Source organism: Pseudomonas sp. H3_E07, assembly GCF_054668895.1.
In genome coordinates this window covers 2518553-2531481 of the sequence record NZ_CP162795.1, presented here as the reverse complement: position 1 = coordinate 2531481, position 12929 = coordinate 2518553, and the positions used below count along the sequence as shown (strand labels likewise).

The 12929-nt window shown below is 60.9% G+C and carries 11 protein-coding genes; 4 read left to right on the top strand and 7 right to left on the bottom strand.

Going from position 1 to position 12929, the window contains the following annotated elements:
• Positions 1 to 6: 6 nt before the first annotated feature.
• The 6 genes from AB4O08_RS11460 to AB4O08_RS11435 form a co-directional block, all read right to left on the bottom strand.
• On the bottom strand, positions 7 to 1248 hold the full coding sequence (locus AB4O08_RS11460) for an SfnB family sulfur acquisition oxidoreductase (RefSeq protein ID WP_010214117.1): 1242 nt from the start codon (positions 1246 to 1248) through the stop codon (positions 7 to 9).
• A 186-nt stretch (positions 1249 to 1434) separates the two neighbouring features.
• Positions 1435 to 2199, bottom strand: a complete 765-nt coding sequence (locus tag AB4O08_RS11455; protein WP_010214115.1) for a hypothetical protein — start codon at positions 2197 to 2199, stop codon at positions 1435 to 1437.
• A 371-nt stretch (positions 2200 to 2570) separates the two neighbouring features.
• Positions 2571 to 3317: an L-cystine ABC transporter ATP-binding protein TcyN gene (tcyN, locus tag AB4O08_RS11450; RefSeq protein WP_010214113.1), complete on the bottom strand. Its 747-nt coding sequence runs from the start codon at positions 3315 to 3317 to the stop codon at positions 2571 to 2573.
• A 3-nt stretch (positions 3318 to 3320) separates the two neighbouring features.
• Positions 3321 to 3986 (bottom strand): cystine ABC transporter permease, encoded by a 666-nt coding sequence (gene tcyL / locus AB4O08_RS11445; protein WP_010214112.1) that lies wholly within the window; start codon positions 3984 to 3986, stop codon positions 3321 to 3323.
• Complete coding sequence (tcyJ, locus tag AB4O08_RS11440; RefSeq protein WP_010214111.1) at positions 3986 to 4780, bottom strand: cystine ABC transporter substrate-binding protein; 795 nt, start codon at positions 4778 to 4780, stop codon at positions 3986 to 3988. The genes tcyL and tcyJ overlap by 1 nt, the downstream gene beginning before the upstream one ends.
• Before the next feature lie 175 nt (positions 4781 to 4955).
• Entirely contained in the window at positions 4956 to 5948 is a 993-nt protein-coding gene (locus tag AB4O08_RS11435; RefSeq protein ID WP_154847479.1) for a D-cysteine desulfhydrase, read from the bottom strand.
• A gap of 165 nt (positions 5949 to 6113) precedes the next feature.
• Here AB4O08_RS11435 and epsC point away from each other — a divergent pair, with 165 nt between their 5' ends.
• The 4 genes from epsC (at position 6114) to mgrA (ending at position 11965) form a co-directional block, all read left to right on the top strand.
• Positions 6114 to 7040 (top strand): serine O-acetyltransferase EpsC, encoded by a 927-nt coding sequence (gene epsC / locus AB4O08_RS11430; protein WP_021491621.1) that lies wholly within the window; start codon positions 6114 to 6116, stop codon positions 7038 to 7040.
• A 309-nt stretch (positions 7041 to 7349) separates the two neighbouring features.
• The gene (gene betT / locus AB4O08_RS11425; RefSeq protein WP_206759194.1) at positions 7350 to 9311 is read left to right on the top strand and encodes a choline BCCT transporter BetT; all 1962 of its coding nucleotides are present in this window, start codon (positions 7350 to 7352) and stop codon (positions 9309 to 9311) included.
• Positions 9312 to 9490: 179 nt separating this feature from the next.
• Positions 9491 to 10819, top strand: coding sequence for an OprD family outer membrane porin (locus AB4O08_RS11420; protein ID WP_021491620.1), 1329 nt, complete (start codon positions 9491 to 9493; stop codon positions 10817 to 10819).
• A gap of 108 nt (positions 10820 to 10927) precedes the next feature.
• The gene (gene mgrA / locus AB4O08_RS11415; RefSeq protein ID WP_460114132.1) at positions 10928 to 11965 is read left to right on the top strand and encodes an L-glyceraldehyde 3-phosphate reductase; all 1038 of its coding nucleotides are present in this window, start codon (positions 10928 to 10930) and stop codon (positions 11963 to 11965) included.
• Between the two features lie 127 nt (positions 11966 to 12092).
• Here mgrA and tauD read toward each other — a convergent pair whose 3' ends face one another.
• Positions 12093 to 12929, bottom strand: a complete 837-nt coding sequence (tauD, locus tag AB4O08_RS11410) for a taurine dioxygenase (RefSeq protein ID WP_010214103.1) — start codon at positions 12927 to 12929, stop codon at positions 12093 to 12095.

Here is a 12929-nt window from a genome sequence, read left to right as displayed (position 1 = left end):
GGTCGGTCAGATCCAGGAATGACGAGCCGGCAAGGTGCCGTTCAGGCGATAAGCGCCCACCGCGTGATACTTCCAGCGCACCGGGTCGTGCAGGGTGTGTACGCGGGCGTTGCGCCAATGACGGTCGAGGTTGAACTCCGCGAGCGTTGCGCGGCTGCCGGCTAGCTCGAAGAGTTTTTCGCTGACCAGCAGCGACACTTCGGTGGTCAGCACCTTGGCCTCGGCCACGGCAATCGAGGCACGGGCGGCGGACTGCGCAGTGATCGGCGCGGCGCTGACCTGGTCAAGCACCTGGCCAGCCTTGCGCAGCAGGGCCTCGGCGGCGTGCAATTCAATCTTCAATTTGCCGACGTCGGCGATCACATACAGGTCATCGCTGGCGCGTTCGACCTTGGCATCGATCCACGGGCGCGAGTGTTCACGTACGAACGCGATGGTGTCGTCGAGTGCGCCGCGTGCGATGCCGGCGTCGATGGCCGCCTGGATCAATTGGGAGACGGCGCCCTGGATATTCGGTGTCTCGCCGATACGCCAGTTTTCCACGACCTGTTCGGCGTCCACTGGCACCTGGTCCAGTAGCACGGTGCCGCTGGCGGTGGTGCGCTGACCGAAGCCTGACCAGTCGTCAACGATGCGCAGCCCTTCGGTGCCACGACGCACAAACGCCATGACCTGCTTGCCGTCATCGTTTAATGCTTTGACGGCCACCCAGTGCGCAAACAGCGCTCCGGTTGAGTAGAACTTCTGACCGCTGAGCACATAACCATCACCCTCGGCGGTGATGCGCGCCTTGAGTTCCAGGGTGTTTTTGGTGCCGCGTTCCGGGCCGCCATTGCCGATGCGCCAGCCGTCGAGGACGCTCTGGAACAGCAGCTTTTTCTGGCGTTCGGTGGCGGCACCCTGCAGCAGGTGCAGGATGCCGAAGTGGTTCTGCGGGATCTGCCCGAGGGCTGGGTCTGCCGCGCTGATGATTGCGAACACGTCGGCCAGGGTCACGAAAGACACCTGCGGGCCGCCGTACTCACGGGGAATGGAAATACTGCCGAGCCCACTGCGGGTGAACTGTTCGATCTGTGCCCATGGCAGCTTGCGTTGCTGGTCGCGCTTGGAGGCTTGCAGGCGCGCAGCCTGGGCCAGTTCATGGGCAGCTTTCAGTGCCTCAGCATCGTTGCGCAGCACGGTGGCCGGCAACAGCAGGGGAGCAACATCCTGATCGCTCTGGGGGGGTGTTTGAGCCAAGTTAGACATCAGCGCCGCTCCTTGGCTGCACGTAATGCCCTGGCGTTGTGCACCGGGGTGATCCTGACCATACCGACCTCGCATTCAATGAAATAAAAAAGAAAAATCAGCGATGTCCGGTGGTCCGGTGCATATACCCTAAGCTTGTTAAATATATAAATAAACTAACTTTTGGGAATATGCATAGAAGGTCTGTTACCCCGGCTCGCAGGGCGATCCCGGTGTCCGCGGTTGATAGATCAGCACCGTCCCGGCCACAGCGGGCGGCACCCCGGCGGCAATGCGTAGGGTGCGCGAGGGCGCCCAGCGAGAATTGTTGCCGACGCGATCCAGAACGCAGTACGTCACCTCCAGTCGGCAGTCGTCGCCGGCTTCGGTGATCACTGATGAAGGCACCCATACCTGCACCGCCAGACCGACTTCAACGGCCTGGATCTTCGGCAGGTCCAGGCGCACATCGCCCCAGCGCAGGGTGATCGCATCGCCAGTGTCCATGTTCAGGTAGGGCGCGATGGTCAGGGGAATACCGCGCCGTACCTGACTGGCGTTGACGCCAAAGCGGCGGATGGTGTCGGGCAAGCCCACGGGGGCGAGGTTCTGGTTTTCGTCGAGGTACTGTGGCGACGGTTGGCCGCCCGGACAACAGGTCTTCACACGTACTCGCCTGACGGCAGAGCGGGCCGGGCACTGGCCGACTTGCATCACTTGGTAATGCACCCGGGCCGGGCCATCCAGCACGAAACTCTCCGGCACCCGCAGGTGCGTGAACGCGCCGACCTTGCAGGCCGTTATCCGACGTGAAGCGGCGAAACAGTTATTCCAGAACAGCTCGATCAAGTCGCCTTCGTCCATGCCGGGATAGGGTGCGATGTCGACCTGCAGGTGGGTGGCAGCCAGGGCATTGATGCCATTGCCGATGGCCTGAGGCAGTGTCGGCGCGGTGAGCAGGGGGTGCGTCATAAGTAATCTCCTTGATGCAGCCAGCAGCATTCGCTCCGGACCTTTGGCGCAGGTAAGCGCAGTGGGCCGAACAGAACGATTCAGTGAATAGCCGGGATAGGATCCAATCCTCTGGGCGCTAGATAAGAGGGTTGGGCAAGGAGCGTCAATGGCGGCAAAGGGCTAAACGGCGGGTTGGAGCAGATTCAGAAGGGTCTGACTGGGAGCGGGCGTTTCAGATGGATACGACGGGGTGTTTTACAACGTGCAATGAGGCGTTTCTGTAGGAACACGCTTGTGTGGGAGCTGGCTTGCCTGCGATGCAGATACCTCGGTTTATCCGTCATACCGAGGTGTCTGCATCTTAGGCAAGCCAGCTCCCACAGGGTCGGTCAGTGAGCCAGGAATTTGCTCAGGAACTGCTTGGTGCGCTCTTCCTTGGGGTTGGCGAACAATGCCTTGGCTTCGCCTTGTTCCACGATCACACCCTTGTCGAAGAAGATCACCCGGTTGGCCACATCCCGGGCAAAGCTCATCTCGTGGGTGACGATGACCATGGTGCGGTTTTCTTCGGCGAGGCTGCGGATGGTTGCCAGCACTTCACCCACCAGTTCCGGGTCGAGGGCCGAGGTGGGTTCGTCGAACAGAATCACCTCCGGCTCCATCGCCAGCGCACGGGCAATCGCCACGCGCTGTTGCTGGCCGCCCGACAGGCGCCGTGGGTAGGCGTCTTCCTTGCCCGCCAGGCCCACCCTCGCCAGCAACTTGCGCCCCAAGGCGTCAGCGGCTTCACGCGGCATCTTCTTGACCACGGTGGGGCCTTCGATGACGTTTTCCAGCGCGGTGCGGTGGGGGAACAGGTTGAAGCTCTGGAACACAAAACCCACGTGCTGGCGCAGGCGCCGCACCAGGCTTGCCTGCTGGTTGACCGGCTTGCTGCTGTCGATCTCGATGTCGCCCACCTTGATACGCCCGCTGGTGGGTTGTTCGAGGAAATTCAGGCAGCGCAGAAAGGTGGTCTTGCCAGAACCGCTGGGGCCGATGATGGCGACGACTTCGCCTTCCTTGACCTCCAGGTCGATGCCGTTGAGCACCACCTGGCCCTTGAATTGTTTGGTCAGTTTTTCAACCACGATCATGCTTCAGGACTCCAGGTCATGCCGGTTGACCCGGTCTTCCAGGCGATTCTGCAAATGCGCCAGGATGCTCGCCAAAATCCAGTAGATCAGGGCTGCGGAGAGATACATGGTGAAGATTTCGAAGGTCCGTGCCGACACCAATTGCGCCTGGCGGAACAGCTCGGGCACCTGGATAGTGGCCGCCAGCGCCGTGTCCTTGACCAGCGAAATGAAGCTGTTGCCCAGCGGCGGTAAGGCCGTGCGCATGGCCTGCGGCAGGATGGCCCGGCGCAGGGTCTGCGCGCGGGTCATGCCGATACTGGCCGCAGCTTCCCATTGGCCGCGCTCGATGGAACCGATGGCGGCGCGCAGGATTTCACAGGCGTAGGCGGCCATGTTCAGCGAAAAGCCGATCATGGCGGCGGGGATCGGATCCAGCTCGATGCCCACTTGCGGCAAGCCGTAGTAGATCAAGAACAGCTGCACCAGCAAGGGCGTGCCGCGAAAGAACGACACGTAGACTCGGGCGAGCCAGCTCACCAGCTTGAAGCGCGACAGGCGCATCAAGGCCAGGCCGAAGCCCAGCAGCAAACCGAAAAACATCCCGCCGAGGCTGAGGATCACCGTGTAATACGCGCCCTTGAGCAGAAAGGGCGCGGAGTCCAGCGCGAGTTGGAAACCTGCTTCCATTATTGAGTGACGTCAGCGTTGAAGTACTTCTCGGACAGCTTCTTCAAGGTCCCGTCGGCGCGCAGTTTGTCGAGGGCCTTGTTCACGGCGTCGAGCAGTTCTGGCTCGCCTTTGCGCAGGGCAATACCGGCTTCCTGACGGGAGAAGGCGTCGCCGGTCACCGAGGTGTCCTTGGCTTTCTTGGCGTATTCCAGGGCGGCCAGGCGGTCGATCAGGATGGTGTCGATACGGCCGATACGCAGGTCCTGGAACTTGGTCGGGTCGTCGTTGTAAGTCTTGATGATGGCTTTAGGCTGATTGTCCTTGAGCCATTGCTCGTAGTTGGTACCCAGGCCCACACCGACTTTCTTGCCAGCCAGGTCGTCAGCGGTCTTGATGGTGCCGACGTTCTTGGTCAGGACCAGCGCCTGAATACCGGAGACGGTGTAAGGCTTGGAGAAATCGTACTTTTTCTTGCGCTCTTCAGAGATGGTCACTTGGTTGACGACCGCATCCAGACGCTTGGATTCCAGGGCGGCGAGGATGCCATCCCATGGGGTGGCCTGCAGCTTGACCTTCACGCCCAGCTCCTTGGCCAGCGCTTCGGACAGCTCCACTTCGAAACCGCTGAGTTTGCCGCTTTCATCGACGAAGCTGAACGGTGGGTAGGTGCCTTCCAGGCCGATCTTGATCTCGCCCGCTTTCTTGATGTTATCCAACTGCTCGCCAGCCACTGCCTGGCCCAGCAGGCCAGCCCCGAGTGCCAGGCCCAAAGTGCCAACCAACAACGTGCGACGGAATACAGAAATAGTCATGAAGAGCCCCTGTGTTTTTTATGTTGAGCGAAGCAGGTGACGCAGTGGTCGTATCCTGCCTTAAAGCGCGTAGCGCGTCTTCGCCTACGGCGCGACTATAAGGCCGGTTTTTAAGACTTGAAAATAATATAAAATAAATCAGTTATTCGCTTTAAGAATAACTGGGTCCGTTTTTTTAGAATGCCGAGTCATAAGCGAACAACGCTGGCGCGCCACCGGTATGCAGGAAAATGATCGGCCCGTCTTCAAATCGCTGACGCCCGATGCCATCCAGCAAGCCGGCCATGGCCTTGCCAGTGTAGACCGGGTCCAGGAGCAGGCCTTCCTGGCTCGCCAGCAGCTTGATCGCTGCCAAGGTGCCGGCGTTCGGTTCACCGTAGCGCGGGCCGAAGTACTCGTCCCACAGAATCACCTTGAACGCCTCGGGAATCTCCACCCCCAGCAACTCGGCGGTGCGTTCGGCCAGGCCTGCTACTTTCGGGCGCTGGGCTTCGTCGGTGCGCGAGACGGTCACACCGATCACGGGCAGGTTCGGCAGCACTTCGCTCAAGGCCAACGCCAAGCCACTGTGCGTCCCCGCGCTGCCGGAGGCCAGGACGACCGCGGCGAACTCGATGCCGCTGTCTTCGATTTGCCCGGCCAGTTCCAGCCCGGCGCGTACATAACCCAATGCACCGAGGGCATTGGAGCCGCCGATCGGCACCAGGTATGGCTTCTTGCCGTTGTTGCGCAGGCGGTCGGCGAGGGCGTTGAGTTGGTCGTCGACGTTGTCGAGGTTCTCCACCAGTTCCACTTTGGCGTCGAACAGCTCCAGCAGCAGACGGTTGCCGTTGCCCAGGTAATTGGGGTCTTCGGTGCCGGTGGGGTTTTCCAGCAGGGCCACGCAGCCCAGGCCGAGTTTGGCGGCCAGCGCGGCGGTCTGGCGCACGTGGTTGGATTGGATAGCGCCAGCGGTTACAAGGGTGTCGGCGCCTTGGGCGAGGGCATCTGCGGCGAGGTATTCAAGTTTGCGCAGCTTGTTGCCGCCCATGGCCAGCGGTGTGGTGTCGTCGCGCTTGACGTAGAGGTCCCTGCCCAACCAGGCCGACAGCCGCTCCAGTTTTTCCAGGGCAGTGGCGCCGCCCAGCAGTTCCAGGCGGTTAAAACGGTCGAGCTGTTGTTTGATCATGGCTACGCACGGTTGATAAGTATGGGGCGACTATAGGCAGGCACTTTTCATCGGGCAACCGTCAATCGCTTATTCCTGATGGTTCTTGATACCACACCATTGGTTCTTAAGGGCGGCCAGGGTGCATACCGTAAAGTGATGGCCATTTCCTCAGGAGTGAGTACCGTGAGTGAGCGTTCCAGTCATTGGCAATTACAGACCATCGTCAGCCAACTGCGCAGCGCCCGGGACCAGTGGCGAACGCGCAATGGGCGTTTGAGTGGCGAGCATGGCGGCCGCGAGTTGCCGTCCCGCGAGGCGGTCGCGCAGATTCTCGAGTCGTTGTGCGGTGCACTGTTTCCCATGCGCCTGGGGCCGGTGGACCTGCGTGAAGAGAGTGAAGATTTCTACGTCGGCCATACCCTCGATGTGGCGTTGAATGCCTTGCTCGGCCAGGCCCGTCTGGAACTGCGCTACGCCGCACGGCAGGGCGCCAAGGATGACAGCGAAGTCGATGCGCTCGCCATTCGCCTGATCCAGGATTTCGCCCTGGCCTTGCCGTCCCTGCGGAGCTTGTTGGACACCGACGTGCTGGCTGCCTACCACGGCGACCCGGCCGCGCGCAGTGTGGATGAAGTGCTGTTGTGCTACCCCGGCGTCCTGGCGGTGATTCACCACCGCCTGGCTCACCACCTGTACCGCGCCGGCTTGCCGCTGTTGGCGCGGATCAGCGCCGAGATCGCCCATTCGGCCACGGGGATCGATATCCATCCCGGCGCACAGATCGGCCCGAGCTTCTTTATCGACCACGGGACCGGCGTGGTGATCGGCGAGACCGCGATCATCGGCGAGCGTGTGCGCATCTACCAGGCCGTGACTTTGGGCGCCAAGCGTTTCCCGGCGGATGAGGACGGACAGCTGCAGAAAGGCCACCCACGTCACCCGATTGTCGAGGATGACGTGGTGATCTACGCCGGCGCGACGATTCTGGGGCGCATCACCATCGGCAAGGGGTCGACCATTGGCGGCAACGTGTGGCTGACCCGCAGCGTGCCGGCGGGGGCGAATATCACCCAGGCGAACCTGCAGCATGAGGATGGCGCGCAAAAGTAACGAACCCGCACAATCCTCTGTGGGAGCGCGTATTTGTGCCAGTAATCGCTGAACGATTTGCCTCCCGCACCCGTCATACCAGTCCTTGAGCTAGTGTAGGAATTATCTACCACTCGGCCCTGCGATTAGTCCCAGACCGCCTTCCTATGTTTAACTTGAATGCTCGTTCAAGTTAAACCCGGTGGTTCGCTGCCCGCTCACAACAGGAGGCTTACCTTTGCTGAGTCCGTTATTTACAGCCACATCTCATACCCTCGGGGTGCATCGTTCATGAGTGCATCGTCCACCCCTTCCAGCGGCCAGGTGCGCATGAATGCGCCGGTTTTCTACTTTGCCGCGACGTTTATCCTGCTGTTCGGTATTACTGTCATCGCTATCCCGCAACAGGCCGGTGCCTGGCTGCTGGCGGCGCAAAACTGGGCGGCCAATACGGTCGGCTGGTACTACATGCTGGCGATGACCCTGTATCTGGTCTTCGTGGTGGTCACCGCGCTATCGGGCTACGGCAAGATAAAACTCGGTGCCGACCACGACGAGCCCGAATTCAGTTACCTGTCCTGGGCCGGCATGTTGTTCGCCGCAGGGATCAGCATCACGCTGTTTTTCTTCTGCGTGTCCGAGCCGCTGACACATCTGGTGCAACCGCCGCAAGGCGCACCGATGAACGCCGATGCCGCCCGCCAGGCCATGCAGATCCTGTTTCTGCACTGGGGCCTGCACGGTTGGGGGGTGTTCGCGTTTGTCGGCATGGCCCTGGCGTATTTCGCCTACCGGCATAACTTGCCGCTGGCGCTGCGTTCGGCGCTGTACCCGCTGATCGGAAAGCGCATCAACGGTCCGATCGGTTACGCGGTGGATGGCTTTGGCATCATCGCTACGGTGTTCGGGCTTGGCGCCGACATGGGCTTCGGCGTGTTGCACCTCAACTCCGGCCTCGACTACCTGTTTGGCATCGCCCATACCCAGTGGATCCAGGTCGGTTTGATCACGCTGATGATGGGCGCCGCGATCATCGTCGCCGTGGCCGGCGTCGACAAAGGCGTGCGGGTGATGTCCGACATCAACATGCTGCTGGCCTGTGCGCTGCTGCTGTTCGTGTTGTTCGCCGGGCCCACCCAGCATTTGCTCAACACCCTGATCCAGAACATCGGTGACTACCTGGGCGCCTTGCCGACCAAGAGTTTCGACGTGTACGCCTATGACAAGCCCAGCGACTGGCTCGGCGGTTGGACGGTGTTCTACTGGGCCTGGTGGATCGCATGGTCGCCGTTTGTGGGCCTGTTTATCGCGCGTATTTCCCGGGGGCGTACCATCCGCGAGTTCGTGTTCGGCGTGCTGCTGATCCCGCTGGGCTTCACCCTGGCGTGGATGTCGATCTTCGGCAACAGCGCCATCGACCAGGTGCTCAACCACGGGCTGGTCGCACTCGGCCAGTCGGCCATCGATGACCCGTCGATGAGTCTGTACCTGCTGCTGGAAACCTACCCGTGGAGCAAGACGGTTATCGCGGTCACGGTGTTCATCAGCTTCGTGTTCTTCGTAACCTCCGCCGACTCGGGCACCGTGGTGCTGTCTACCTTGTCGTCCAAAGGTGGCAACGCCGATGAAGACGGGCCGAAATGGCTGCGGGTGTTCTGGGGTGCGATGACCGCGCTGGTCACCAGTGCCTTGCTGTTTGCGGGCAGTATTGATTCGCTCAAGTCAGCGGTGGTGCTGACCTCGTTACCGTTTTCGATGATCCTGCTGCTGATGATGTGGGGGCTGCACAAGGCGTTCTACCTGGAGTCGCAGAAGCAGATCGCCCAGCTGCATTCGCTGGCACCGGTCTCTGCTGCACGCAAGGGACGTGGTGGCTGGCGTCAGCGCTTGAGCCAGGCGGTGCACTTCCCTTCGCGGGATGAGGTGTATCGCTTCCTTGAATCGACGGTTCGCCCGGCGATTGAAGAGGTGACGGCGGTGTTCGTCGAGAAAGGCCTGAACGTGGTCACTCAGCCTGACCCGTCCAACGACAGCGTCAGCCTGGAAATCGGCCATGGCGAGGAGCGTCCATTCGTCTACCAGGTGCAGATGCGCGGCTACTTCACGCCGTCATTTGCCCGTGGTGGCATGGGCTCCAAAGAGATCAACAACCGCCGCTACTACCGTGCGGAAGTGCACTTGGCCGAGGGCAGCCAGGACTATGACCTGGTGGGCTACACCAAGGAACAGATCATCAACGACATCCTCGACCAGTACGAGCGGCACCTGCAGTTCCTGCACTTGGTGCGCTGACGCTCAACTCCCCGCAAAGCCCCGTTCTACGGGGCTTTTTTAAACTTAATTTCATCCGTCAAGGCGCTGTTTTGACGCGGAACTGTCATCTGGCCACTGCGTAATTGTGTGAAGCGTTTGACGCTTTCATTTCAGCACAGTGACGGAGACCGGTAACAATGAAGACGTTGATAAGCCCTATGGTGGGTGCCGCCATGGCGAGCTTTATGCTGTCCGCCCACGCCGACTTTATCGATGACAGCCACGCTGATGTGACCTTGCTCAATCGCTACCTGAACCAGCAGGGGCGTGATGTGGTGAACAGCAACGCCAAGGCCCACAGCATTCGTGATTGGGGCCAGGGGTTCGAGTTCAACTTCAAGTCCGGCTACACCGAAGGCCCGGTGGGTTTTGGCCTGGACCTGCAGGCGTTCTATGGATTGAAGCTGGACTCCGGTGGCGACCTCAACGACAAGGATCACCAGGGCCGCTACCCCGGCAGCATGTTTCCGCTGGACAACGGCAAGTCCGCTGACCAGTTCGGTGTGTTGAGCCCGACGTTCAAGATGCGTTTCGCCCAGGATGAACTGCGTGTCGGCACGCTCTACGGCAACAATCCGATACTCGCCAACACGGACGGGCGCCTGTACCAGCAGACCAACACCGGTGTGCAACTGGTGTCCAAGGACCTCAGCGACTTCACTTTCACCGGCGGCGATATCTTCAAGACCAAGATCCGCAACGAAACCGGCGACCAAGGCATGATCACCGCCGGGGGCACCCAACAGAGCGATCGCTTCCTGTTTGGCGGTGCGGATTACACCGGCATCCAGAACACCACGGTCAGCCTGTGGTACTCCAACCTTGAGGATTACTACCAGCAGTTCTTCCTGGGCGCCAAGCGGCATGACGCCTTGTCCGTGGGCGCGATCGACACCGATCTGCGTGTGTTCCGCAGTTTGGGTGTGGGCGGCAACGCGGCTGGCGACAATGACTACGCAGCCTCTGGCCTCTACGGGGACGGCGCGAGCAAGGGACGCATCAACCAGACCACCGCCAGTTTGCTTGAGAGCTACAGCCTGGACGGCCATACCGTCGGTCTGGGTATCCAGAAGAACAGCGGTGACAGCGACTTCCCGTACCTGGATTCCGGCCTGAACAGTGGCGACAACCGCCAGGGGCCAGGCTCAGGCGCTGACACCCCGGCACTCACCAACCTGCAATTGAACAAGTTCCAGCACGCCGGCGAGCGCACTTGGCTGGCGCAGTACAAATATGACTTCGGCAAACTCGGCCTCACCGGCCTGACGTTCTCAGCCGCCTACGCCCACGGCGATGACATCCGAACGGCGCAAGGCACCACCAGCGAATGGGAACGCAACGTCGCCGTGGCGTATCAAGTGCCCACCGGCTCCCTCAAGGGCCTGGGCGTTACCTGGAAAAACGCCCACGCCAGCCCGGATATCAGCGGCGCGACCGTGCAAGATGAAAACCGCTTCTATGTCAGCTATGTCGTTCCACTCTGGTAGGAAATTGCTGTAAAAAGGACGGGCAGACTTAAGCGATTCAGCTGGTTGAAAGGCCTGGGAATAGCCTTATTCCCAGGCCTTATTTGCCGACGTCCAAGAGAGGATTCGATGACTTACATTGCTGCCGAAAACCGCTATGAATCTATCCCGTACCGCCGCGTAGGTCGCAGTGGATTAGTGCTGCCGGCGCTGTCCCTGGGCCTGTGGCACAACTTTGGCGACAGCACCCCGATCAACACCCAGCGCGCCCTGCTGCGCACCGCGTTTGACCTGGGCATCAACCACTTCGACCTGGCCAACAACTACGGCCCGCCCTACGGCAGCGCCGAAATCAACTTCGGCCGTTTGCTGCGCGAAGACTTCAAGCATTACCGCGATGAACTGATCATCTCCAGCAAAGCCGGCTGGGACATGTGGCCCGGCCCCTACGGCCAGGGCGGTGGTTCGCGCAAATACGTGCTGGCCAGCCTCGACCAGAGCCTGCAGCGCCTGGGTGTCGACTACGTGGATATTTTCTACTCCCACCGTTTTGACGCCGACACCCCCCTGGAAGAAACCGCCAGCGCCCTCGCCACCGCCGTACAACAAGGCAAGGCGTTGTACATCGGCATCTCGTCCTACTCGGGTGTCAAAACCCGCGAAATCGCCGCGCTGCTGAAAGAGTGGAAAGTGCCGCTGTTGATTCACCAGCCAGCCTACAACTTGCTCAACCGCTGGGTGGAAAAAGACCTGCTGGACACCACCGAAGAACTCGGCGCTGGTGTGATCGCGTTCACGCCGTTGGCCCAGGGGCTGCTGACCGATAAGTACCTCAACGGCGTACCGGCGGATGCGCGGGTGAACCGTCCCGGCGGTGGTTCGCTGCAGGCCAAGCACCTGTCCGAAGCCAACATCGCCCACGTGCGGGCGCTGAATGAAATCGCCCAGCGTCGTGGCCAGAGCCTGGCGCAACTGGCGTTGGCCTGGACCCTGCGTGATCCACGGGTCACCAGTGCGCTGATTGGTGCGAGCCGGCCGGAGCAGATTATCGAGAACGTCGGTGCGTTGAAGAACCTGAGCTTCAGCGCGGAAGAACTGGCGGAGATTGATCGGTTTGCGCAGGAAGGTGGGATCAACTTGTGGGAAAAGCCATCTACTGCTGAATAACCTGGCGTACACGGTCAATGTGGGAGCGGGCTTGCTCGCGAACGCAGTGGATCAGTCGCTGAATCTGTTGACTGACACTCTTCCTTCGCGAGCAAGCCCGCTCCTACCTTTTGATCGCTGGTTGTCTCTAGAAAGGTACATCCCCAAGAATGGTCGCGCGATGCATCACCCGCCGCTGCGGCCGGTAGTCGTCCACCGCGTAATGCTGCGTCACGCGGTTATCCCAGAACGCCACGTCATTTTCCTGCCAGCGCCAGCGGATGGTGAACTCCGGGCGTGTTGCGTGGGCAAACAACAGCTTCAGGATCGCCTCGCTTTCCGCCGGCTCCAGCTCATTGATCCTGGTGGTAAACCCATCACTCACAAACAGCGACTTGCGGCCGCTCACCGGATGCGTGCGCACCACCGGGTGTGACAGCGGCGGGTTCTTCTTGCGGGTTTCTTCCCAGCGCGCCAGGTCTTCGGCGGTGTTGCCAAAGCGCTCCAGTGGGAAGGACTTGGTGAAGTCATGGGTCGCCGTCAGCCCATCGAGCAACCGCTGCAACGGCTTGGACAACGCCTCATACGCCGCAATCCCGCTGGCCCACAGCGTATCGCCGCCAAATGCTGGCAGCTGCTTGGCGCTGAGGACCGCACCGAGTGCCGGAGTGGGCAGGAAGGTCACGTCGGTGTGCCATACGGCGTTGTCGCGCACGTCGGTGACGGCGGTATCGAGGATCAGTACTTCAGGCTGTTCCGGCACGTTGGGGTAGATCGGGTGGATGTGCAGGTCACCGAAATTCGCCGCGAACCGTGCTTGTTGTTGCGGGTTGATTTCCTGGCCGCGGAAGAACAGCACTGAGTGGGTGAGCAACGCCTGTTCGATGGCGTCGCGCTGTTCGAGGCTCAGCGGGCGGGTGATATCGACGCCACTGATCTGGGCGCCCAAGGCGGTGCTCAAGGGGGTAATGGTGAGGCTGCTCAT